The sequence below is a fragment of the Cupriavidus sp. IDO genome, assembly GCF_000812465.1.
Taxonomy (GTDB): Bacteria; Pseudomonadota; Gammaproteobacteria; order Burkholderiales; family Burkholderiaceae; genus Cupriavidus.
Window position 1 is genome coordinate 1 of record NZ_JWMA01000027.1, and the last position, 20,403, is coordinate 20,403.

Below are 20,403 nucleotides of genomic sequence, written 5' to 3' on the forward strand. Positions count from 1 at the left end.
CAGTCCTGCTCAAGCCAGCATGTTCGTCTTACCTTGCAAACCGGGGCGCGTTCATATAAGTAGGTCGCCCCTTCAGGGGCGAAACCTGGGGCCGTCGACCATCGACAACGCCAAACCGCAGCCACCACCCTCAGGCACATCACCAACCCCAGCCCCGCAAATCGACGAAGAACCAAATTTTTGCTTCGGATGCATAAACTAGGAGGACATGTCCGAGCCAGGCATCCGTTCACACCATGACCTCAGCAAGCTCTCGCGCTGTAACAAAACGAAGTTTCGAGGAGCTGTCGGAGTTTCGTCACCAGCTTCATCGCTTCCTGCGTTTCTCCGAAGAGGCGATAAGAGTCGAAGGCATCACGCCATTGCAATACCTTCTGCTCCTGCACATCAAGGGATTTCCGGGGCGGGACTGGGCGACGGTCGGGGGAGCTGGCGGCACGCCTGCAGGCAGCGCTAAATGGTGTTGTCGCGTTGGTTTCCCGCTGCGAGGAAGCCGGACTGGTAGAGCGCCGGCAAAGCGCGCACGACCATCGCTGCGTGGAAGTTCATCTTCGCCCGCGCGGAGAGGGCTGCCTGGTCCGTCTTGCAACGCTGCACAAGGCAGAGCTGAAATCGCTTCGGGCGATCTTCAATGTCTCGGCCCTGTCGAAGGCCCCGCGTTGGGAAGTGTCGGGGAAGCCTGGCGTGAAGCATGAAGACCGCTCACGTCATGACATAAAGGCGGGTGGAAGGAAGCGATAGCGCCGGGCAGATTCAAAAGGGCGGGCCCGGGCAGTGCGCTCGCTCCCGGCGCATCGGGAGCCGCGGCGCTGCCGGGGCGACCCCAGGCGGCGGCTTTCGGCTCCAGGTGCGAAGTGACGCTAAGCCCCGTCGGTGAACGGGTCGCGCTTGTCGGTCACGCTGTGGCTGCCGTCGGTGAACGCGCTGCGCGTGCCGGTTGCGCTGTGCGCGCCATCGCTGAACGGGTCGGGCGTGCGTGGCGCGGCGTTGGCGGCGCCGGCCAGGCCGGCCAGGGTGGCGGCCATGGCGGTGGCCAGCAGGGCTTGCTTGATCGTTTGCATGACTGGGATCTCCGGTTGCATGGCGGTCTGGATGACCGACCGTGCATGCAGTCTACGAAGGCATCCGTCACGGCAACATGACTGCGGCATGACAAAGCTGTCATCCGCAGTCCGGGGTCTCTCCCTGTTCCGTTATCAGCGCAAGGCCGTCAGGCTACGACGGCCTGCGGGCGGAATGCGCCACGGGCCTGCGGTGTGGCGGGCTCCGGCGCGGCGTCCAGCTTGAACTCGCCGACCACGCGTTGCAGTTCGATCGCCTGGCCCGCCAACGCGTTCGATGCAGCCGCGGCTTGCTCCACCAGCCCCGCATTCTGCTGCGTCACGGTGTCCATCTGCGCCACTGCCTCGTCGACTTGCGCGATGCCAGCGCTCTGCTGCTCCGAGGCCTCGGCGATTTCGCCCAGCAGGCTGGTCACGCGGCCGACGGCCTGGACGATTTCCTGCATCGTCTCGCCGGCTTGTCCCACCAGGGCGGAGCCGCTGTCCACATGCTGTACCGAATCGTCGATCAGCAGCTTGATTTCCTTGGCAGCCGCCGCGCTGCGTTGTGCGAGCGTGCGGACTTCGCCGGCCACCACGGCAAAGCCCCGGCCCTGTTCGCCGGCGCGCGCGGCCTCCACGGCAGCATTCAGGGCCAGGATGTTGGTCTGGAAGGCGATGCCCTCGATCACTTCGATGATGTCCGTGATCTTGCGCGAGCTCGCGCTGATCGCTGACATCGTGACCACCACGCTGCCTACCACTTCCCCGCCGCGCGCGGCGATGCCCGATGCCGATTCCGCCAGGCCGTTGGCGGCGCGGGCACGCTCGGTGTTCTGCCTGACCATCGACGTCAGCTCGCTCATGCTCGATGCCGTCTCCTCCAGCGCCGCCGCCTGCTCCTCCGTGCGCTGCGACAGGTCAGTGTTGCCGGCGGCGATCTGGCAAGACGCTTCGCTGATGGAATCAGTGGCGGTCTTGATGCGCGTCACCAGGTCGGTGAGCATGTCTTCCATTTCGCCCATGCCGCCCAGCAGTCGGCCGAATTCGCCGCCGCGCTCGGTTTCGAACTCCTGGCTCAGGTCGCCCGCGGCCACGGTTTCGGCAATGTAGACAGCTTCCGCCAGCGGCGCCTCGATGCTGCGCGCAAGGCCCCAGGTTGCCGCCACCGCGACGAACAGTGCCGCGACGCCCAACGCCATGATCAGATCGCGAGCAAAGTCTGATGCCGCGGCGTCACTCGCGCCGTGCAGCCGCGGCAGCGCCACCGCGATCACCGATACCATCAGCAGCAGCATCACGCCAAAGGCGGCGCCCAGACGTACGCGAATCCCCAGGTTCCCCATGTTTCCTCCCGTTTCCACTCCGAAGTACGGCGGCTTTCCTGCCGCCTTGTACTGGCTGAAAGGCAACGTCTCGGGCATGCCAGGGCGGAGCCTGGGCCGTTTGCCTGTCTGGTTATATTTCGCCGGCCAGCGCCTAGTTAACGGCAGCGTGGGCGCAGGCTTTAGGATTTCGTGTGCGGCATATCCGGGGGGGCGGGACGCTGGACCTGCGGCAATGCGCAGGCGAAGGGAAGACGCATCTGCCACCCCTCGGCAAGACGCTGCCGGCCGGTGCGCCCGGCAAACGCTGTAGAATCTTGGCAAACGGACCGGCCGCCGGTTTTCATCGCGCCGGTTTTCCATTGCCTGCCGCATTCGCAGCGGGCCTCTCTCGAAAGTCATGTCTGAGTCTGATTCAGCCAAACTGGCCGCGGCCGCCTGGGTCCGCGAGCAAATGGATCGCTATGCCCTGACGCTCGACGATCTGGTCGCGGCCGGGTGTTTTGACAAGCCGGCGCCTGCCGCCGCGCCAGCCGTCAAGGGCGGCGCGGCGCCCCGGGCGACCAACGGCAGCGTGCTCTACCGCAACGCACTGGGCCAGAGCTGGGACGGCACCGGCGAATATCCGGACTGGCTCCAGCGCGCGGTGAATGCCGGGCAGTCAATCGATTTCTATCGCGTCGAATAGGGCGTATCTTCCGTCAGCAGCCGGTTTTCTCCGGCTGCCGCCGCACTGCAACGTCCTCGCTGGCGATTAAATGTGGACGTTGTCCATTTCATTTGCTAGGCTTTGTGTACAGCATCCACAAAGGCGGGGTGCGAGGCTGGGGTCAACCATTGCGTGATCGACAGGAGACGCCGAATGAAGACCGAAGCACACAAGGAGCACCGCTGGCTGCAACGACTGCTGGGGGAATGGATCTCGGAAGGCGAAGCTTCCATGGAACCCGGCCAGGCGCCGCAAAAGTGGCAGCTGATGGAACGCGTGAGCGCCGTGGGGGATGTCTGGGTGCAATGCGTGATCGAGGGCGACATGCCGGGCTGCGGCCCGTCCACCACGGTGATGACGCTGGGCTACGACCCGGCGCGCAAGCATTTTGTCGGCACTTTCATCGGCTCGATGATGACCCACCTGTGGATCTATGAAGGCGACCTCGATGCCAGCGGAAAGCAGCTGACGCTGCGTGCCGAAGGCCCCGATTGCAGCGGCAGCGGCAGGATGGCGAACTACCGGGACGTCATCACTTTCAAGGACGACAACCATCGTGTGCTGACCTCCTGCATGCAGGGCGAGAACGGCGAGTGGAACGAGTTCATGACTGCCAGTTACCGGCGCAGGCGCTAGGACTGGACGGCAGCATGGCTTCGGCGGCGCTGCCTGCGCCTGAGCGTTAACAACGCTGCCACCGGCAGCAGCAGGACGAGGCCAAGCAGCGCAAAGGTCGCCAAGCCCGGATTGCGCGCCGCCGCCGCGATCCGGTCCACCAGCGACGCCGAGAGGACGATGCCGGGCAGCATGCCGATGGCCGTCCCGAGCAGGCAGTCGCGCAGACTGATGCGCGAAGCGCCCACCACCAGGTTGACCAGCGTAAAGGGCGCCAGCGGCACCAGCCGCAGTACCACCATGGCGAGCACGCCATGCGTGCCGACCTGCTGGCTGAGCCGGTTCAGCCGATGCCCGCCGAAGCGGCGCACCGCATCGCGGCCCAGCAGGCGGCCCGCGGTGTGGCCGGCCGCCGCGCTCAGGACGGCGCCGCACAGGGCCAGCGTCCCGCCATAGAGCGGGCCGAAGACAACCACAGTCACCACGATCAGCACGGTGACCGGCACCATCAGCAGCGCACCGGCCAGATAGGCACCCATCATCGCGAGCGGCGCCAGCGGCATGTCGTCCACGCGCTCGACCAGCGAGAGCAGGGCGCGGAAGTCGGCCCATTCGCGCGGCGGGGTATAGCGCCACGCGAAGGCCAGGCACGCCAGTGCGATGGCCAGCAGCACCAGCATGCCGATCCGTCCCGCCACGCGCGGGCGAGCCTCATGGCTGACGAGTTCGGCAACGACCTGGCCGGTATCGATCGGTTCGATCGGATCCAGTAGCCCGGCCGCGGGCGCCGCCGCATCCACCTCGTCCGGCAGTTCCGGCACGAATTCTTCCAGCGTGCGTCCGCCGGGCCGATGTAGCGACCGGATGGCCGCGTGCAGGCTGCCGGTCTGCGCCAGTGCCGCGTCGATCGCGGTTGGCGATACGTCCAGATGCTCGCTGAGAAGGCGCGCGCGCATCGCCCGGATAGATGCCTCGATGCGGTCGCTGCCGCGCGACTCGATGACCAGGTTGCATTCGGTATCCAGGCCCATCGAGCGGTTGCTGAGGTTGGCCGAGCCGACGGTAAGCAGGCTGTCGTCCACGAACATGACCTTGCTGTGGACATTGACACAGTCGCCGCCCAGTTGCGGCACATGCGGGCAGTAGAGACGGAACCGGTTGCGTGAATCGGCGCCGCGCAACTGGCGGTACAGCCGGGCGCGCAGCACGCCCATGCTGTGTTCTTCCAGCCAGCCGCTTTCGGAGCGCCGCGATACCAGCGCGATATCGGGGCCGGTGTCCTGGGCAAGCCAGGCGGCGAGCGCATCGGCGATCAGGCCCGAGCTGAAGTACTGGTTCTCGAGGTAGAGGCTCTGGCGGGCTGCGGCGATGGCGTCCAGGTGCAGCGCGCGGATCTCGCTGACGGCGGGCGTGTCATCGACAGCCGGGATGGTGCGGGCAATGCCGACCGGCACGTCGGTGACGTCCGGCACCATCTCGGGCGGCCACGGGTCTGACGCTACCGTTGCTGTTGCGCGCGGCTTGCGGCCGGTGGCATGGAGCCAGCGTGAGGCGGCCAGTTCGCCCAGTGCCGCGGCGGCAGCGCCGTCGACCGCGCATTGCACGTCGTGCACAGGCGGATAGGCCTTGCCGTCGGGGTCATGGCGCAGCGGCTCGATGGCGCTGTGCAGGCTGTTGTCCCAGCGGGCGCGGGTCAGGTCCATGCCGCCGGCAAAGGCGAGCCGGTGGTCGATCACCACCACTTTCTGGTGGTGCGAGGCGCCGGGCGGATGATTGCCGTCGAGCCGGAACGACAGGCGCCGATGCGCCTGCCAGTGCGAAGTTGCCGAGGGCAGCCATTCTCGTTCGAGCGCAAAGACCATCGCATAGTCCCAGCTCAGGACATAGATGCGCAGGGCCGGGCGCTGGCTGACAAGCGCATTGAGAAAGCCGCGCAGGCCGGGTGGGTAGCCGTCGTCCGCTCCCTCGGGCACGAGCACCATGCGGCTGTCGATATCCCAGCCGAAGATGAATATCGAGCGCTGCGCGCGGGCCAGCGCCCGGCGCAGTGCGCTGAAATAGGCTTCGCCGTCGACCAGCATGGCGAAGCGGTTGCACGGCTCTACCCACCAGCAGTTGCGCCAGGGCAGGAGGATCGGGTCCGAACCGGGCCGCCCGCCGCCCTGGCGGTCAGGATGGTCTGCGCGTTGCCGGAAGCCGGCCATGCCATGTTGCGCCATTTCTGGCTCTCCGGATGCTTATCCAGTAGAGGCAGGGCGCAACATTCGTGCCGTTCAGCGGCTGGCATTAACTAACCAAAAGATTGATCAAAATCTTGGATCGTCGGTCATCGTCTTATTTTCATGGGCGGCGGTCTCGTTGCTGACCGAGGTTTGGATGTGCTCGCTTTACAGCCTTTGCAATAGTCACTTCCCACTTCATCCGATGGACCTGGAGCGCAACCGGCAAGGGTTTGACTGCACGAACCCATGCCACAGCCTCTGAGGCGCGTCTGACCCGACGCTGCTGTTGATTCGGCGGCCGGAAGTGGCCGTGCTCGATGAGCGAGATGTCGGTGAGGTCGGATGCGTCGGGCCACATGCGCCGGGCAAAGACGTTCGCAAAGGCGGGAATCTGCCGCTGATCTGCTAGCGATCCAGTGCAGTCTTCGGGCTCTGGCTCGACGCAGTTGCTTTTGCGCGCGACGACGGCCGCGTGATGCCCCACACATCCAGCAGCGGCTGGAACCGCAGGGCGGTATCGCCGCTGCGCAGCGGCGCGCGCCGCGCAGGCGGCAACGGACGTCCGGTAAGGGCAAGCGGAATTTCGGCGAGAGGGATGCCGTCGGGCTGAGGCTGGTGATGGACTACGCCCATCTGCCGTGCCGACTTCAGGGCCCGGGTGAGCTCGGGGGCCGTCAGGCGGGTGGCGGCGGCCAGCTCGCCGCGGCGCATCGGGCCCTTTACCCTCAGGCAGGTTACCAGCTGTACTACGCAATCCCGGGTGGTTCGATTCATGGCTGCTGCATCAGGAAGTTGGGCCGATGGCTGCGTCCGCCATAGTAAGCAGCCGCAAAGTGATGCCCATTCTTCCGCAGCAGAATTGCCTTGCCAACACCGTATGACACTTGTTCACATTCGGTGCGGCGGTACTGCTTTCCAACGCTGCGCAGACTAGTGCCGGGTATCCGGGTTGCCAAGCGGATACCTGGCGTACGCATGCTCGTGGCTGACTGGCAGCAGCGTTCCGTGCCGGCGCCATTTGCGCTCATGCGCGCGCTGCACTTCCGCCGCAATCTCGCGCAGCTCGCTGAGCTTTGCCTCGATCGGATCGGGGTAGATGTCGGTGGGGTGTAGCCTGAGGCGGAACGGCATAGTGGATTCCCGAGGTCTCGTTTGTCTGCTGACTGAAGGTGGATGACTGAAGGGCAATTGCGCGGCCCTTGCCTGCATTCAGTATGGTCAGTGCCTGGTCAGTGCCCCGAATCCTTTTCGAAGACTTCGCCAATCCGTTGACCTGACTCAACGCATTCCAGGCAACGATGTATTGCGGAACTTCCGGACCTCCGGCGGACGATGCCTGCAACACGAATAAAGTGTATGCAAGACATAGGGACTGGCAGGCAATTTCGTTGCAGGGGTGGCGATTGCGGCGCTCTCCGCGCAAACGGCGGGCAAACTGTCTCGCAGGCGCTACGCGGAAGCCGTTCCTAAGGCGGCTGTGCCCGTTGTCGCCCGGATACCGACGAAATGCCGCTCGTTCGGCTGACAGCTTTGTAGGACGATTGCCGACGCGTCATGCGCGCCCCGCTTGCTACGATCAAAGCGTCGATTCGGGCCCCGGAACTTTTCCCGAAGATTTCGTTGCGGCGCTTGCCGCATCCACACGAAGCAAGGAGATCGTCATGAGAAAGCTATGGGCACTGTGTACCCTCGCTGGCGTGTTGCTCGTCACCGGCTGCAATACCATGGCAGGCGCAGGCAAGGATATCGAGCGCGGCGGCGAGAAGGTGCAAGGCGCGGCCGAGAGTACCAAGCAGAAGATGTAGCAACGGGCGGCGCGGTCAGGGCGCCGCCGGCGTTGCGGCAAGCCAGGGGCCCATGCGGGCCCCTTTTTCATGGGCTTCTTTGAGCCATAGCCGGTTCTGTGCCCGTGCCGGCGGCTTCAGGATCGCCCAGCCGATGCCTGCGCCAGCTGGCCGGCGGCAGGCCGAATTCGCGCTTGAACGCGCGGCAGAAGGCGGCTTCGGAGTCGTAGCCGACGGCGCACGCAATCTCGCCCACCGAACGGCTGCCGTTGCGCAATGCGACGGCGGCGGTGCGCAGGCGCCAGTGCGCCAGGTACTGCATGGGTGGCTGGCCGAGCAGGTCGGTGAAGCGTTGCGCCAGCGCCGAGCGTGACAAGCCCACATTGCCCGCGAGTTCGTCCACGGTCCACGGATACGCGGGCCGGGCATGCATGTGCGCCAGCGCGCGTCCGACATAGCGGTCGCGCAGCGCGGCCAGCCAGCCGCGCTCGTTCTCCGGCAGCATATCGATGCACCGTCGCACAGCCTGCACGAACAGCAGCTCCGACAACTTGGCCAGCACCGTGGCCGTACCGGCGCGCGGTTCCGCGGCTTCGGAGGTGGCGAAGGCGAGGGCCGTTGCCAGCCATGCCGATTCAATGCCGCTGCCCAGTCCCACCTTGAACAAGCGCGGGAGCGAGGTCAGCAGCGGATTGCCCATGGTGTCGTCAAAGCCGAGAAAGCCGCAGACCATGCGCGTGGTGTCACCGCGGCCGCCATAGGAAAGGTGCATGACTTCGCCCGGACTCTTCTCCAGCATGTCTGAAACCAGCGGTGCGGAGGGGATGGGCTGCAGGCGGAGATCGCTTCCCAGCACATGTGCCTCGCCCTGGGGCACGACCAGCAACTCGCCGGTCTCGACACGCAGGCCGGGTCCGCTGCCGTCGACCAGCCGTGCCCAGCACGCACCTTCGGTGATGAGGTGATAGGAAACGACGCGGTCGGTGCGTGGCAGGAAGGCGGTGCGCAGTCCGCTGTCCGCTTCGGTGATCAGGCACCAGGGTGCCTTGAAGTCACCGTTGAGGAAGACTGCGCCGCTGAGTTGCACAGCCCGCAGGAGATCGGACAGAGCATCCATGGTCACTTCTCCCCAAATCCGGCGTCTCGCACAAGAAAGCCGGACGCCCGATCAATCAACGTGGAGGACCGGGCATCGATACTAGCACCGTGCCCCATGCCGGACAACGGCGGGGCCACCCTCTGTGTATCGACAGGAGACCAGGCCATGGAAATGATTACCGCACCGGATGCCAGCGCGGGTGCGCAGGCTGACTGGCTCGCTCAGGCGGCTTCGCTGGGGCGCGTGTTTGATGTGCGCGCGCCCGAGATCGACGCACAGGAGCAGTTCGTCAACGCGAACTATGCGGACCTGCGAGCGCAGCGGTTCTTTGCCGCGGCGGTGCCGCAGGAACTCGGCGGTGCGGGGTTGTCGCACGAAGAGCTTGGCGCGGTACTGCGCGAGCTAGGCAAGTATTGCGGATCCACCGCGCTGGCGTTCGCCATGCACACGCACCCGGTGGCCACTGCAACCTGGCGCTGGCGCAACCAGAAGGCACCCGTCGACGGCCTGCTCAAGCGCGTGGCTGCCGAGCAGATCGTGTTGCTGGGCAGCGGCGGCTCCGACTGGCTGCATGGCAGCGGTACGGCGACCCGTGTGGATGGCGGCTTCCGTATCGACGCCCGCAAAGTCTTCGCCAGCGGTGCGCCGGTAGCCGACCTGTTCATGACCACGGCCGTGTACGAGGACCCGCAGGCAGGCCCCACGGTGCTGCACTTCGCCGTGCCGATGAAGACCCCGGGTGTGCGCATCCTCCCGACCTGGCGCACGCTGGGCATGCGCGGCACGGGCTCGCACGACGTGCAGCTCGATGGCGTGCTGGTGCCCGACACCTCGATCGCCGCGCGCCGCCCGCAAGGCGTCTGGCATCCGATGATGCATACGGTGGCGATGATTGCCTTGCCGCTGATCTACTCGGTCTATGTCGGCATTGCAGAGTCGGCTCGCGATATCGCGCTGGCGCTGGCCAGGAAGCGCCGCCTGTCCGCGCACGCGGTTGAACTCGCTGGCAGCATCGAGAACGAAGTGGAGGCCGCGCGCCTCGCGCTCGACGCCATGTTCGCCGCAGCGGCCAGCCAGGCGCCGGGCGCCGTCACCACCAACCGCATCATGAGCGGCCGCGCGCTGGCCGCCCGCGCGGTGCTGGCCACCGTGGATACGGCATTGGAGCTCGCCGGCGGTGCCGGTTTCTATCGCGATGCCGGGCTGGAGCGGCGCTTCCGCGATGCGCAGGGTGCGCGCTTCCATCCCTTGCAGGCCGGTGCGCAGCTGGAATATGCCGGCCGCATGGCACTCGGACTGGATATCGACGCGCCGCCCGGAGACGTGCGGCCCGCCGCGCAATGATGCCGGCGCTGGCATCCCTGTCGTTTGCGACCGAAGCCAGCAACGACAGCGAGTATGACGAGAGCGCTTACGGCACCGTCGATGCGGATGGCGGCACGCCGCCGGGGCAGCGCGCGTTCCGTGATGCGCTCGGGCAGTTTGCGACCGGTGTCACCGTGGTCACGGCGGGCGGCGTCGAGGGGAAGCCGGTTGGCGTCACCATCAGTTCGCTTGCCTCGGTGTCGCTCGCACCGCCGCTGATGGTGTGGAGTCTTGCGCGGACCTCAGCCAGCCTTCCGTCGTTTTGCGCGGCGCCGTGCCACGCCATCAACGTGCTGGCAAGCACGCAGGAAGCCGTGTGCCGGCGGTTTGCCACCGGCGGCATCGACCGCTTTGCCGGCACTGAGTGTCGCGCGGGGCCGTGCGGCACGACCTTGATTGCGGGTGCGCTGGCGTACTTCATCTGCCGCCACCGGTCCGTGCGCGTGGTGGGCGACCACGTGCTGTTTATCGCCGAGGTGGTTTACTACCGCTCGTCCGCAGGCGTGCCGCTGGTGTTCCATGGCGGCGGGTTCCGCTGATCCGCCAGGAAGATCAATCTGGCTTGATGGAAGCCCGTGCAATGATGGGCTTCCACCGCTGCTGCTCCTGCGCGATGAAGCGGGTGAACTCCGCCGGCGTATTGCCAACGACAAGCGCGGCATCGGCGCTCAGGCGCTCGACCGACGCCGGACTCTTCATGGCTTTCGCCGTGGCGTCCGCGAGCCTGTCGGTCGCAGCTTGCGGCAGCGATGCCGGGGCGAGCAGGCCGTACCATTGCGTCATTTCGAAGCCGGCATAGCCTTGTTCGGCCACGGTGGGCACGTCCGGCAACTGCGGGATGCGCTGCGCAGTGCCCGTCGCGATGCAGCGCACCTTGCCCGCCTTGATGAACTGGATGATGGCCGGCGCGCCGACAGCGGCAGCATCCAGCCTGCCGGACAGCAGGTCGGTGATCTGCGGACCGCTGCCGCGATACGGCACATGCGTAATGTAGGTGCCAGTGGCGGCCTTGAGGTACTCGAAAGCCAGATGGCCGGCACTGCCGTTGCCCGCGGAGCCATAGTTCAGCTTTCCGGGCTTGCTCCTGGCAAGCGCCACGAATTCCTTGAGGTTCTTCGCCGGCACGTCGGGGTGGACGACATACAGGCTGGGCACCTTGGACAGCAGGGAAATCGCGCGGAAGTCCTTGTTGGGGTCGTAGGGCAGCTTCGGAAAGATGTAGGGATTGACTGCCAGCGTTCCGATATGGCCAAGGATCAGCGTGTGATTGTCGTCCGCACGCGCGACTTCACCCATCGCGATATTGCCTGCCCCGCCAGGCTTGTTCTCCACGAATACCGACACGCCGAGCAGCCTGGTCAGCTCCGCCGCGGTCGAGCGGGCGACGATTTCCGAGCTGCCACCCGGCGCAAAAGGCACCACCAGGCGGATCGGCTTGCTCGGCCACGCCTGGGCGCTGGCCAGCGATGGTGCCAGTGCGCAGGCACCCAGCGCAGCAGTGGACTTGAGCAGATGGCGGCGGATGGGATCAATCTTGGTCATGCAGGTCTCCGGAAGGCATTGTGTTGATGTCGATGCGGGCGTAACGGTCGTCATTCAGGCTTGACGTTGCCGTCCTTGATGACCCTGGCCCAGAGTTTTGTCTGTGCTTCGATGAAGTGACGGGCTTCGGCGGGCGGCGCGGCTACCACCTCGCCACCCAGTTCGGTCACGCGCTGCCGGATCTCAGGGCTGGTCATGACCTTCTGCAGGGCGTCCGAGAGCTTGCTGGCAATGGGTTCCGGCGTCGCCGCCGGCAGGAACGCGGCATTCCATTCGTAGACTTCGTAGCCGGCCACGCCGGCTTCCTGCATGGTGGGCACGCCGGGCAGTGCGCTGGTGCGGGTGGGGCTGGTCACCGCCAGCGGCTTGAGCTTGCCGGCCTTGATGTGCTGCAGGCTCGATGCGACGTTGGCAAAGAACAGCGGCACCTGCCCGGCAATGACATCGGTCATGGCGGGGCCACCGCCCTTGTACGGCACGTGCAGCAGATCCACGCCGGCTCGCTGCTCGAACAGCACGCCTGCCAGATGCTGGGCGGACCCGTTGCCGGAGGAGGCGAACGCGATCGATCCGGGCTTCTGCTTCGCCATGGCAAGCACGTCGCTGACCTTGCTCGCGGGGAAGCTCGCCGTGGCCACCAGTACATTGGGATAGCGCGCCAGCACGCTGACCGGCCTGAAGGCCTTGCCCGGATCGTAGGGCAGCCGTGGATAGAGGCTCGGATTCACGGCATAGGATGAGGCATCCACCATCAGGGTGTATCCGTCCGGCGCTGCCTTCGCGACATACGCGGCCCCGATCTGTCCGCCGGCGCCGGGCCGGTTTTCCACGATGACCGTCTGGCCGAGTTCGCGGCCAAGGCCGGGCGCAATCAGTCGCGCCATGAGATCGGCGCCGCCGCCGGGGGGATACGTGACCACGATCGTGATGGGGCGAGTCGGCCACGCCGGGGAAGCGTCGGCAGCCTGCACCAGCGAGGATTGCAGCAGGACGGTGGCGCCGATCGCGACGGCCATCACCTTGGGTGAATGCATGAATCTGTCTCCTTGGGTGCGGAACGGCTTATCGAATGTCCGCGGTATAGCGAAAGGCGAAGGCATCTCCCCTTGTCAGCCGGTACTCGATGCAGCTGCCCCGCAGGTCGAATGCGTGTCGTGTCACGACGGCGCACGGATGCGCGTCGGGCAGTTCGAGCAGGCCGGCCTCGTCCGCTGCCAGCGTGCGGAACGTCACCTCGTCGACGGCGCGGTGAACCGTGATGCCGCACCGGCGGCCAAGCAGCGGATAGAGCAGGTCGCCCCATTCCGCAACAGGGATCTGCTGCAGTGCCTCGCAGCGTGGCAGCGGCAGCCAGATGGATTCGAGGAGCCGGGGTTTGTCGTCCAGCCAGCGGCGGCGGGCAATGGCCAGGCCGCGTGCGCCGGCCGGCAGGCCGAACCTGGCGGCCATCGCCTTGTCCAGCCGCACCGCGCGGCAGGAGAGGATCTCCGAGCGCGGAACCACCCGCTCGTCATTGCCCTCCCGGCCGAAGCGGAAGAACCGCATCAGGCTTGCCCCGGTCAGCCCCTTGCGGACGAAGGTTCCCTTTCCCTGCACGCGTTCCAGCAGGCCTTCCTGCACCAGCACGGCAATGGCCTGGCGGATTGTTCCCAGCGCAATGCCAAACTCCTTCGCAAGGGTGCCTTCCGCCGGTATCGCGTCTCCGGGCGGCCACTCGCCTGATACGATCTTTGCCTGCAATTGGGCCGCAATCTGCCCATAGCGACTCACGCCAGCGGCGACAGCTGTCATCTGGAACAAATCGTTGTCTCGCATCCGGAGCTCGTGCTAAATTTGTGTCCTCTAGAGGACTAGAATACTGACGAGGGCCGGAATTCCATATTCGGGATTACCCGCGCCGCAGAAGGGCTGACTCATGAGTAAAGGCGCATTGCCGTTGGTGGACTGCCACTTCCATGTCTTCGATGCCGGGCCGGCCTCGCCGTCGGCCCGCTATCGGCCGCCCTATGCAGCGGAATTGCAGGAATGGCACAAGCTTCTCGCGCGGCTGGGGGACCCCTATGGCGTGGTGGTGCAGACCAGCTTTCTTGGTACGGACAACGCCGCGCTGGTTGCCGCGTTGCGTGCCATGCCAGGGCGCCTGAAAGGCGTCGCGGTGGTGGATCCGGACGTTCCCGACCATGAACTGGCCCTGTTGCAGGCCGCCGGCGTGCGGGGCATCCGCCTGAACCTGTACGGCGATCCGCATTGGCAGCGCATTGCCACGGTGCCATGGCGCAGGCTCTTCTCAAGAATTGCGGCGCTTGGCTGGCACGTGGAGCTCCATACCAGCAATGGCGACGGCAGTGCCGTGTTGTCCCAGCTTGACGCCGCACTGGGCGATCATGAAGTTCCGGTCGTGCTGGACCACTTCGGCAGGCCGGGCGCAGCGGGTGTCGCGGACCCCGTCTTCGACGTTGTCAGGGCGACGCGCGAGCGCCGTCTGGTATGGGTAAAGATCAGTGCGCCGTACCGGCTCGTCGATCCGCAAAGCTGGCCGATCCTGGCGCAAAGGTGGCGCGACGTGGTTGGCGAGGACAAGCTGCTGTGGGGCAGCGACTGGCCGTGGACCAACCATGAATCGCCTGTCCGGGCGGACGAATGCAGGGCGCTCTGCAGCTGGGCGGGCGCGGGGCCGGCACAAGGCGGAACGCTGGGCGATGCGCTGCGATGGGCGAATGCGGTCGCGCTGTACGGATTCGCCCTTCGACCCTGAGAGGTTCGTTGCGGGCAATACGGGCGAGAGCAAACCTCGCCCATCGGCCACGTTGATTACTTGCCTTTAGCTTCGGCGGAGATCCCGGCGTCGCCGCCGGTCGCGGTGCCTCGCCCGGGGCGGCGAACGGCTCTCACCTTGCCGCTGCTACCGCCTCCGCAGAAGAACTGATCGCCGCCATCGGACTCGAGCCCGGACACGCCAACGCCCGGCGGCATCTCCAGCTTCTCGATGACGGCTCCCGTGCGGGGATCGATCCGCCGCAGTTCGCTCTGGTCGGCTTCCCAGGTGCCGTGCCATAGCTCGCCGTCGACCCAGCTCACGCCGGTGACGAAGCGGTTGGACTCGATGGTGCGAAGAATCGCCCCGGTTTCGGGGTCGATCTGATGAATTTTGCGTGCCTGATACTCGCCTACCCAGAGCGTCCCTTCGGCCCACGCGAGCCCCGAATCACCGCCGCCGCCGGGCGCCGGGATCGTGGCGAGCACGCGGCCGGTCTTCGGGTCGATCTTCTGGATGCGAGCCTCGGCGATCTGGAACAGGTGCTGGCCGTCGAAAGCCGTGCCGGCGTGGGCGGCAACGTCGATCGAGCGCAAAACCCGCCCGCTTGCCGGGTCGAGGGCGTTCAGTTTGTCTCCGGTTGCAAACCAGACTTGCTGGCCGTCATAGGTGAGCCCATGCACGTTGTCGACGCCCGGGAAGGGGCCATATTCGCGGAGGATTTCTGCGGCTGATCGTTTCATGGTGGCATCCTGTTCAATCAATGGTGGATTGCATCCTAATCAACCAATAGCGGAGCGGGGAGTAACAAGGTTGTCGCGAATCCCGGCACAGGCGGGGTCATCCAGCGACGCGCCCGCCCGTGCCCGACCCACTGGACCTTGCCCGCGGACGCCAGCGAATCGAGTGCGCGCTGCACGGTGCGCTGGCTGGCGCCAAGTGCCAGCGCCAGGGCCGAGCTCGCCCACGACTCGCCATCGGAAAGGAAGGCGAGTACCGCCGCATGCTTCTCTTCGACCGGGCGCGCCAGCACCACCACGTCGCGCGCACCGCGCGGCACCAGCGTGAACCCGCGCCCGGTCGCACTGACGTCGGCCAGCGTGCCAAGCATCGAGCGAAGCCGCCCGATTTCGACCCGCAAGCGCGCGCGATGCGATTCGTCGGCGTGCCTTGCCCGGAAAGCGCACGCGATGAGCGTATCCCTCGCCACGTCCGCGGGCCACGCCTCGCCCAGCGCACGGGCAAGTGCGAACAACACGGGACGCCTGGCGAGCGAGACCACGGTGCGTCCTTCACGCACGGCATAACGGCACGCGTCCACCACGAGCGACTTCGACGCCAGCAACGCTTCCACTTCATCAAGCTGGAGGCTTCGCTCCTCGCCACGCGTGATCAGGCGCGCTGCCGGCGTATTCAGGGCAAGGGCGGCGCTTGCGACCTCTGCGGTCAGCGCGGGGATCGCTGCGTGGTGCGCGGCCTGCCCGGCCCGGGCGAGCGCCGCGCGCGCGGTCTTTGTCTGCAGGCGTCGCATCGCGATGCCCGCAACGACCAGCTCGTGAGCGGCCCTCGATGCGGGCGGGAGGGGCGCGGGATCGAGCGTGGCGAGCGTACGTTCGGCCTCGTCGAGGTGGCCGATCAACAGGAGGCGCCGGATTTCGAGATAGCGGGCATAGGCAGCGTTGACCTGGTCGCCATGCGCTTCCAGCGTGGCTCGTGCTGCGTCGAGCGCCTTCGCAGGCCAGCCGAGCTCGCGCGAGACGAGCGCAATCTCGGCCTCGGCAACGACGCACCGCGCGCGGGCCACGGCCTCTTTCGGGCCGAAGGCACGCGCCGCGCTTCGCACCAGTGCCTTCGCCCGGACAAGATCGCCGAGCTGCGCCATCGCGATGCCGCGAAGTGCGAGCGCTGGCGCGTCTTCGCGCAAGGCGACCCGGTTCAGTGCGCCAAGCGGATCACCCGCGGCGAGTGCGCGTGCCGCAGCTGTAATGAGTGAGTCCATCCGAATCCCGCCACACTTGTCACTCCCACCGTTCGAAGCCGGGGCCTAATCTAGCACATGAGTTACCCACCCAATGGAGGGACGAACGATGACCACACATAGCACCGGAACACGTGAAGAATGGCTGGCGGCGCGGCTCGATCTGCTCAAGGCGGAAAAAGAACTGACGCGGCGCAGCGACGAGCTGGCACGGCAACGCCAGGCGCTGCCGTGGGTCCGCGTCGACAAGGACTACCGCTTCGAGACCGATGAAGGAAGTGCCTCGCTGGCGGACCTTTTCGGGGGCCGCTCGCAACTGCTTGTCTACCACTTCATGTTCGGCCCCGATTACAAGGCGGGGTGCCCGTCCTGCTCGGCGATCGCCGATGGCTTCGACGGCTTTGCCATCCACCTGGCGAACCACGACGTCATGCTCCTGGCGGTGTCGCGCGCGCCGCTCGCGAAGCTGCAGGCATACAAGCGGCGGATGGGCTGGACGTTCCCCTGGGCGTCCTCGCTCGACAGCGACTTCAATTTCGACTTCAATGTCTCGATTACCGAGGCGCAACAGCGCGAGGGCAGCGTCGAATACAACTACCAGCGTGGCGGCCACGCGATGGAACAGGCACAGGTCCCGGAGCCGGTCGCCCAGTTCGCGGCTGCCTGCGGCACCGACGCGCCCACATACACGCGCGACCGGCCGGGCATGAGTGCGTTCGTGCTCGAGGACGGCGTGGTCTATCACACCTATTCCACCTATGCGCGCGGGCTGGATGGACTCTGGGGCATGTACCAGTGGCTCGACCGCGCCCCAAGGGGGCGCAACGAGAGCGGCGTGTGGTGGCGCCGGCACGACGAGTACGACAAGCGCTAAGGCGTGCCATCGGGGCGGCGGGCGGATGCGCTGCTCCGGCGCACGCTAGCGGGCAGTGCACCTGATGTTCGAGCTTCTGAGGCGCGCGACGAATGCAGCCGCCTTGGAAGCGCAAATTCCCGGGTCATTGCTGGAGCGCCAGATGACCTGCGGGGCACCGCCTCCGGTCCTGTAGACAGCTTCACATCGCCTTCCGGTTGAGGAGACCGTCACCGTGCGATGCGGACCATTTCCGGTGCAGACATATGATGCGACGGAACCGCCGTCGGGCGAGGCCCCCTTCGCTGCAGCTTTGGCGGGAGGCATGGAGTTTTCGTGACCAGGCTGGTCAGGCGGCTGTTGAACCTGCGGCGGTGGCGGCACCGGCGTGTCGGCAGGCGCAGAATCCGGGGAACTGCTTTTCGGTGTGATCCCGGTAATTGGCGCGGGGATCGTGCAACCGGGTCTTGGCACACACTTGCATCCGACCCCGAACATGCCGCACTTCTCATATTGGCAATCCGGGCACGCGGACCAGGCCAACGGCGGCCAGATGCCGAGCGCCAGTGCGATGCAGAGGCAGTGTCGTACTCGCAGGGACACCATGTCAGAGCCCTCCAGTAGAGCTTGCTAGAGCGGTGTCGGACCGACTTGCCCGGTCGCCTCGGACCCGATGCCATACCTCTCGTTGCACCGATTATAGGAGTCGGGCGCTTCGCAAATTCGCGCGATCGGCCGGATTGCGCACAGTCAGTCATTTCAGCCGGATAAAGGCCTGTTACCGCGCCTTTCCGGCAATCACCAGCGCAATGCCGCCAAGCACCGCGGCGGAGCTGGCCACCAGCCGCAAGGTCAGTGATTCGCCCAGCAGCACGATGCCGCCCGCCGCGGTGATGACCGGCACGCTCAGTTGCACGCTCGCGGCGGTGGCGGCTTTCAGATGCTGCACCACGGCATACCAGATCACATAGCCAATCCCGGACGTCAGCGCGCCGGACAGCAGCGCGTAGCCGAGTCCGGCACTGTCCGGAGAGCGCTGCGACAGCATCAGCAGACTGAGCGCAATCGCAAATGGCACGGCCCGCAGGAAATTGCCGGCGGTGGTCATGGTGGCATCAGACGCCCCTTTGCCGCGCAGGGAATACACGCCCCAGGCGATGCCGGCCGCGATCATGAGCAGCGAAGAGACCAGCGGCGGCGCCGCAAGTCCGGGCAGCACCAGCCACACCAGCCCGGCCAGCGCCAGCATCAGCCCCAGCCACTGCTGCCCCTGCAGGCGTTCGCCCGCGTACAGGCCGTAGCCGATCATGGTTGCCTGCACCGCGCCGAACAGCAGCAGGGCGCCGGTGCCGGCCGGCAGGCGGATATAGGCATAGGAGAACGCGGCCGCATAGGCGAACAGCGCCAGCGCCGAATACCAGCTCCCGCCGGTGCCGCGCTGCATGCCAGGGCTGCGAAGCCTGCGCCTTGCCAGCCCGATTACCCACAGCACGCCAGCGGCCGACGCGACCCTGGCGAGCGTGAAGCTTGCCGCGTCGATGGCGGTGCCCTTTAACGCCAGCCGGCACAAGAGCGAATTGCCGGCAAAGGCGAGCATTGTCAGCGCCGTCAGCAAGGCAATGCGCGCACGCAACATGGGCAGCCGCGCTTTGTCTTCAGGCGGCCGGCTTCGGCGTGTCGCCGATGGCAAAGGACGACAGATGCTCGATGGCCTTCACCAGGCCCGAGTGATCCCAGCCCGCGCCGCCGAGCCCGTCGCAGACATTGAACAGCTGCTGGCACGACGCCGTGTTCGGCAGGCTCATGCCCAGCTTGCGCGCGGTCGACAGCGCCAGGTCCAGGTCCTTCTGGTGCAGTGCGATGCGGAAGCCCGGGTCGAACGTGCGCTTGATCATGCGCTCGCCATGGACCTCCAGGATGCGCGAACTGGCAAAGCCGCCCATCAGCGCCTCGCGCACGCGTGCCGGATCGGCGCCGGCGCGGGCGGCCAGCACCAGCGCCTCGCTGACGGCCTCGATGGTCAGCGCGACGATCACCTGGTTGGCAACCTTGGCCACCTGCCCGTCGCCCACCGCGCCCACCAGCGTGATGTTCTTGCCCATCAGCTGCAGCAGCGGCAGCACACGATCGAAGACCGCCTGCTTGCCGCCGGCCATGATCGACAGCGTGCCCGCCTTGGCGCCGACTTCCCCGCCGGAGACCGGCGCGTCGATGTACTCGCCGCCCGCTGCCTCGATACGGCGGGCGAACTCGCGCGTCTCGATGGGCGAGATCGAGCTCATGTCGATCACCGTCGCGCCCCTGGCCAGCCCGGCCGCGACACCGTTCTCGCCAAACAGCACGCGTTCCACGTCGGGCGTGTCTGGCAGCATCAGGATGACAACCTCCGACTGCCTGGCGACCTCGGCGGCGCTGGCGCATGCCTGGATGCCGGCATCCTGCAGGGCCTGCGGCACGCCGCTGCGCGTGTGCGCGAAGAGGGTGTGGCCGCCGTTCAGCAGGTGCTGCGCCATCGGCGTGCCCATCACGCCCAGTCCGATGAATCCGATCTTGCTCATGTCAGTGTCCGGTTGATTGTTCTGCCCGCATGCCGGGTGCTGGCTGCAAGGCTTGTCATGATGATAGTCAGTGAGGCACTGGGAGTGATCAAGGGAAAGCCCCGTCGCCGTGTGACGGTGACGGGGCTTCATGATACGGCAGCCGGGTGGCTCAGGCGTGAGGGGCCGGGGAGGCCTGGCCGAGAATCTCGCGGATCCGGGCCAGGTAGCGCTCGCCGACAGCGCGGTGCGCGCGTGCCGATTCCTCGGCAAATTCCCGGCGAGTGGGCGGCCGGATGCCCAGGCTGCGGCAAATGGTGGACAGGTATGGCTTGCGCGCCCCGGCCAGCCGCGTCGCGGCAGCCTGCAGGGCGGCGTCGCCGATACGCCCGCGCAACCACGCCAGAACCTGGCGGTCATAGTCGTTCTGAACCCGGATCAGATGTTCCATGTGCAGCTCCCACTGTTCATCCATACAGTTACTGTAAATATATACAGTATCCGGGAATTGGCAAGGGCCGCATCAGTGGAATGAGCGCTTTCAGGCATGCATGCCGGCTGGTCAAAGCCGAAGCCCTC

21 protein-coding genes and 1 pseudogene are annotated in these 20,403 nt (G+C 66.3%); 8 read left to right on the forward strand and 14 right to left on the reverse strand.

Annotated features, from left to right (window positions below):
* Positions 1-236: 236 nt before the first annotated feature.
* Positions 237-636, forward strand: a pseudogene (locus RM96_RS39885) (MarR family winged helix-turn-helix transcriptional regulator); the annotation flags it as partial.
* A 224-nt stretch (positions 637-860) separates the two neighbouring features.
* Here RM96_RS39885 and RM96_RS08400 read toward each other — a convergent pair.
* Positions 861-1,061 carry a hypothetical protein gene (locus RM96_RS08400; RefSeq protein ID WP_039009666.1) on the reverse strand — a complete coding sequence of 67 codons (201 nt, stop codon included), beginning with the start codon at positions 1,059-1,061 and terminating at the stop codon, positions 861-863.
* Positions 1,062-1,210: 149 nt separating this feature from the next.
* On the reverse strand, positions 1,211-2,386 hold the full coding sequence (locus RM96_RS08405; RefSeq protein ID WP_039009667.1) for a methyl-accepting chemotaxis protein: 1,176 nt from the start codon (positions 2,384-2,386) through the stop codon (positions 1,211-1,213).
* A 379-nt stretch (positions 2,387-2,765) separates the two neighbouring features.
* Between RM96_RS08405 and RM96_RS08410 the strand changes: the two genes are divergently transcribed.
* Together RM96_RS08410 and RM96_RS08415 are read left to right on the forward strand one after the other, a co-directional pair.
* Positions 2,766-3,053 (forward strand): H-NS family nucleoid-associated regulatory protein, encoded by a 288-nt coding sequence (locus RM96_RS08410; RefSeq protein WP_039009669.1) that lies wholly within the window; start codon positions 2,766-2,768, stop codon positions 3,051-3,053.
* Between the two features lie 174 nt (positions 3,054-3,227).
* Positions 3,228-3,710 (forward strand): DUF1579 domain-containing protein, encoded by a 483-nt coding sequence (locus RM96_RS08415; RefSeq protein ID WP_039009671.1) that lies wholly within the window; start codon positions 3,228-3,230, stop codon positions 3,708-3,710.
* Here the strand turns inward: RM96_RS08415 and RM96_RS08420 are convergent.
* The 3 genes from RM96_RS08420 to RM96_RS08430 form a co-directional block, all read right to left on the reverse strand.
* The gene (locus tag RM96_RS08420) at positions 3,707-5,908 is read right to left on the reverse strand and encodes a VTT domain-containing protein (RefSeq protein ID WP_238587162.1); all 2,202 of its coding nucleotides are present in this window, start codon (positions 5,906-5,908) and stop codon (positions 3,707-3,709) included. The genes RM96_RS08415 and RM96_RS08420 overlap by 4 nt on opposite strands.
* Before the next feature lie 408 nt (positions 5,909-6,316).
* The gene (locus tag RM96_RS08425; protein ID WP_039009674.1) at positions 6,317-6,685 is read right to left on the reverse strand and encodes a hypothetical protein; all 369 of its coding nucleotides are present in this window, start codon (positions 6,683-6,685) and stop codon (positions 6,317-6,319) included.
* 156 nt (positions 6,686-6,841) lie between these two features.
* Positions 6,842-7,042, reverse strand: coding sequence for a hypothetical protein (locus tag RM96_RS08430; protein WP_039009676.1), 201 nt, complete (start codon positions 7,040-7,042; stop codon positions 6,842-6,844).
* Between the two features lie 530 nt (positions 7,043-7,572).
* Between RM96_RS08430 and RM96_RS08435 the strand changes: the two genes are divergently transcribed.
* On the forward strand, positions 7,573-7,716 hold the full coding sequence (locus RM96_RS08435) for an entericidin A/B family lipoprotein (protein WP_039009679.1): 144 nt from the start codon (positions 7,573-7,575) through the stop codon (positions 7,714-7,716).
* Positions 7,717-7,783: 67 nt separating this feature from the next.
* Here the strand turns inward: RM96_RS08435 and RM96_RS08440 are convergent, their stop codons facing one another.
* Positions 7,784-8,812, reverse strand: coding sequence for an AraC family transcriptional regulator (locus RM96_RS08440; RefSeq protein WP_039009681.1), 1,029 nt, complete (start codon positions 8,810-8,812; stop codon positions 7,784-7,786).
* Positions 8,813-8,959: 147 nt separating this feature from the next.
* Between RM96_RS08440 and RM96_RS08445 the strand changes: the two genes are divergently transcribed.
* Both RM96_RS08445 and RM96_RS08450 read left to right on the forward strand, forming a co-directional pair.
* Positions 8,960-10,138 (forward strand): acyl-CoA dehydrogenase family protein, encoded by a 1,179-nt coding sequence (locus RM96_RS08445; protein ID WP_039009683.1) that lies wholly within the window; start codon positions 8,960-8,962, stop codon positions 10,136-10,138.
* Positions 10,135-10,698: a flavin reductase family protein gene (locus RM96_RS08450; RefSeq protein WP_193752415.1), complete on the forward strand. Its 564-nt coding sequence runs from the start codon at positions 10,135-10,137 to the stop codon at positions 10,696-10,698. The genes RM96_RS08445 and RM96_RS08450 overlap by 4 nt, the downstream gene beginning before the upstream one ends.
* Before the next feature lie 13 nt (positions 10,699-10,711).
* Here RM96_RS08450 and RM96_RS08455 read toward each other — a convergent pair whose 3' ends face one another.
* Genes RM96_RS08455 through RM96_RS08465 form a run of 3 tightly spaced genes read right to left on the reverse strand, consistent with a single transcriptional unit; the run spans position 10,712 to position 13,516 of the window.
* Positions 10,712-11,701: a Bug family tripartite tricarboxylate transporter substrate binding protein gene (locus tag RM96_RS08455; protein WP_039009686.1), complete on the reverse strand. Its 990-nt coding sequence runs from the start codon at positions 11,699-11,701 to the stop codon at positions 10,712-10,714.
* A 50-nt stretch (positions 11,702-11,751) separates the two neighbouring features.
* Entirely contained in the window at positions 11,752-12,735 is a 984-nt protein-coding gene (locus RM96_RS08460; protein WP_039009688.1) for a tripartite tricarboxylate transporter substrate binding protein, read from the reverse strand.
* Between the two features lie 28 nt (positions 12,736-12,763).
* Entirely contained in the window at positions 12,764-13,516 is a 753-nt protein-coding gene (locus RM96_RS08465) for a GntR family transcriptional regulator (RefSeq protein WP_039009691.1), read from the reverse strand.
* A 100-nt stretch (positions 13,517-13,616) separates the two neighbouring features.
* Between RM96_RS08465 and RM96_RS08470 the strand changes: the two genes are divergently transcribed.
* Positions 13,617-14,456, forward strand: a complete 840-nt coding sequence (locus tag RM96_RS08470) for an amidohydrolase family protein (RefSeq protein ID WP_039009694.1) — start codon at positions 13,617-13,619, stop codon at positions 14,454-14,456.
* A 56-nt stretch (positions 14,457-14,512) separates the two neighbouring features.
* Here RM96_RS08470 and RM96_RS08475 read toward each other — a convergent pair whose 3' ends face one another.
* Positions 14,513-15,199 carry a Vgb family protein gene (locus RM96_RS08475; protein ID WP_039009897.1) on the reverse strand — a complete coding sequence of 229 codons (687 nt, stop codon included), beginning with the start codon at positions 15,197-15,199 and terminating at the stop codon, positions 14,513-14,515.
* 35 nt (positions 15,200-15,234) lie between these two features.
* Complete coding sequence (locus RM96_RS08480) at positions 15,235-16,455, reverse strand: hypothetical protein (protein WP_039009696.1); 1,221 nt, start codon at positions 16,453-16,455, stop codon at positions 15,235-15,237.
* Positions 16,456-16,543: 88 nt separating this feature from the next.
* On the opposite strand from RM96_RS08480, the gene RM96_RS08485 reads away from it, so the two are divergent.
* A complete protein-coding gene (locus tag RM96_RS08485) occupies positions 16,544-17,308 on the forward strand; it encodes a DUF899 domain-containing protein (RefSeq protein WP_039009698.1) in 765 nt (254 codons plus the stop codon).
* A gap of 757 nt (positions 17,309-18,065) precedes the next feature.
* On the opposite strand, the gene RM96_RS08490 is transcribed toward RM96_RS08485, so the two are convergent.
* From RM96_RS08490 to RM96_RS08500, 3 genes are all read right to left on the reverse strand, one after another.
* Positions 18,066-18,923 (reverse strand): DMT family transporter, encoded by an 858-nt coding sequence (locus RM96_RS08490; RefSeq protein ID WP_039009700.1) that lies wholly within the window; start codon positions 18,921-18,923, stop codon positions 18,066-18,068.
* A gap of 19 nt (positions 18,924-18,942) precedes the next feature.
* On the reverse strand, positions 18,943-19,845 hold the full coding sequence (locus tag RM96_RS08495) for a 2-hydroxy-3-oxopropionate reductase (protein WP_039009702.1): 903 nt from the start codon (positions 19,843-19,845) through the stop codon (positions 18,943-18,945).
* 151 nt (positions 19,846-19,996) lie between these two features.
* Positions 19,997-20,275 carry a hypothetical protein gene (locus RM96_RS08500; RefSeq protein ID WP_039009899.1) on the reverse strand — a complete coding sequence of 93 codons (279 nt, stop codon included), beginning with the start codon at positions 20,273-20,275 and terminating at the stop codon, positions 19,997-19,999.
* Positions 20,276-20,403: the final 128 nt, after the last annotated feature.

Coding starts and splice junctions, on each gene's coding strand:
- RM96_RS08400 (WP_039009666.1), bottom strand. CDS start 1,061: ATGCAAACGATCAAGCAAGCCCTGCTGGCCACCGCCATGGCCGCCACC.
- RM96_RS08405 (WP_039009667.1), bottom strand. CDS start 2,386: ATGGGGAACCTGGGGATTCGCGTACGTCTGGGCGCCGCCTTTGGCGTG.
- RM96_RS08410 (WP_039009669.1), top strand. CDS start 2,766: ATGTCTGAGTCTGATTCAGCCAAACTGGCCGCGGCCGCCTGGGTCCGC.
- RM96_RS08415 (WP_039009671.1), top strand. CDS start 3,228: ATGAAGACCGAAGCACACAAGGAGCACCGCTGGCTGCAACGACTGCTG.
- RM96_RS08420 (WP_238587162.1), bottom strand. CDS start 5,908: ATGGCGCAACATGGCATGGCCGGCTTCCGGCAACGCGCAGACCATCCT.
- RM96_RS08425 (WP_039009674.1), bottom strand. CDS start 6,685: ATGAATCGAACCACCCGGGATTGCGTAGTACAGCTGGTAACCTGCCTG.
- RM96_RS08430 (WP_039009676.1), bottom strand. CDS start 7,042: ATGCCGTTCCGCCTCAGGCTACACCCCACCGACATCTACCCCGATCCG.
- RM96_RS08435 (WP_039009679.1), top strand. CDS start 7,573: ATGAGAAAGCTATGGGCACTGTGTACCCTCGCTGGCGTGTTGCTCGTC.
- RM96_RS08440 (WP_039009681.1), bottom strand. CDS start 8,812: ATGGATGCTCTGTCCGATCTCCTGCGGGCTGTGCAACTCAGCGGCGCA.
- RM96_RS08445 (WP_039009683.1), top strand. CDS start 8,960: ATGGAAATGATTACCGCACCGGATGCCAGCGCGGGTGCGCAGGCTGAC.
- RM96_RS08450 (WP_193752415.1), top strand. CDS start 10,135: ATGATGCCGGCGCTGGCATCCCTGTCGTTTGCGACCGAAGCCAGCAAC.
- RM96_RS08455 (WP_039009686.1), bottom strand. CDS start 11,701: ATGACCAAGATTGATCCCATCCGCCGCCATCTGCTCAAGTCCACTGCT.
- RM96_RS08460 (WP_039009688.1), bottom strand. CDS start 12,735: ATGCATTCACCCAAGGTGATGGCCGTCGCGATCGGCGCCACCGTCCTG.
- RM96_RS08465 (WP_039009691.1), bottom strand. CDS start 13,516: ATGCGAGACAACGATTTGTTCCAGATGACAGCTGTCGCCGCTGGCGTG.
- RM96_RS08470 (WP_039009694.1), top strand. CDS start 13,617: ATGAGTAAAGGCGCATTGCCGTTGGTGGACTGCCACTTCCATGTCTTC.
- RM96_RS08475 (WP_039009897.1), bottom strand. CDS start 15,199: ATGAAACGATCAGCCGCAGAAATCCTCCGCGAATATGGCCCCTTCCCG.
- RM96_RS08480 (WP_039009696.1), bottom strand. CDS start 16,455: ATGGACTCACTCATTACAGCTGCGGCACGCGCACTCGCCGCGGGTGAT.
- RM96_RS08485 (WP_039009698.1), top strand. CDS start 16,544: ATGACCACACATAGCACCGGAACACGTGAAGAATGGCTGGCGGCGCGG.
- RM96_RS08490 (WP_039009700.1), bottom strand. CDS start 18,923: ATGTTGCGTGCGCGCATTGCCTTGCTGACGGCGCTGACAATGCTCGCC.
- RM96_RS08495 (WP_039009702.1), bottom strand. CDS start 19,845: ATGAGCAAGATCGGATTCATCGGACTGGGCGTGATGGGCACGCCGATG.
- RM96_RS08500 (WP_039009899.1), bottom strand. CDS start 20,275: ATGGAACATCTGATCCGGGTTCAGAACGACTATGACCGCCAGGTTCTG.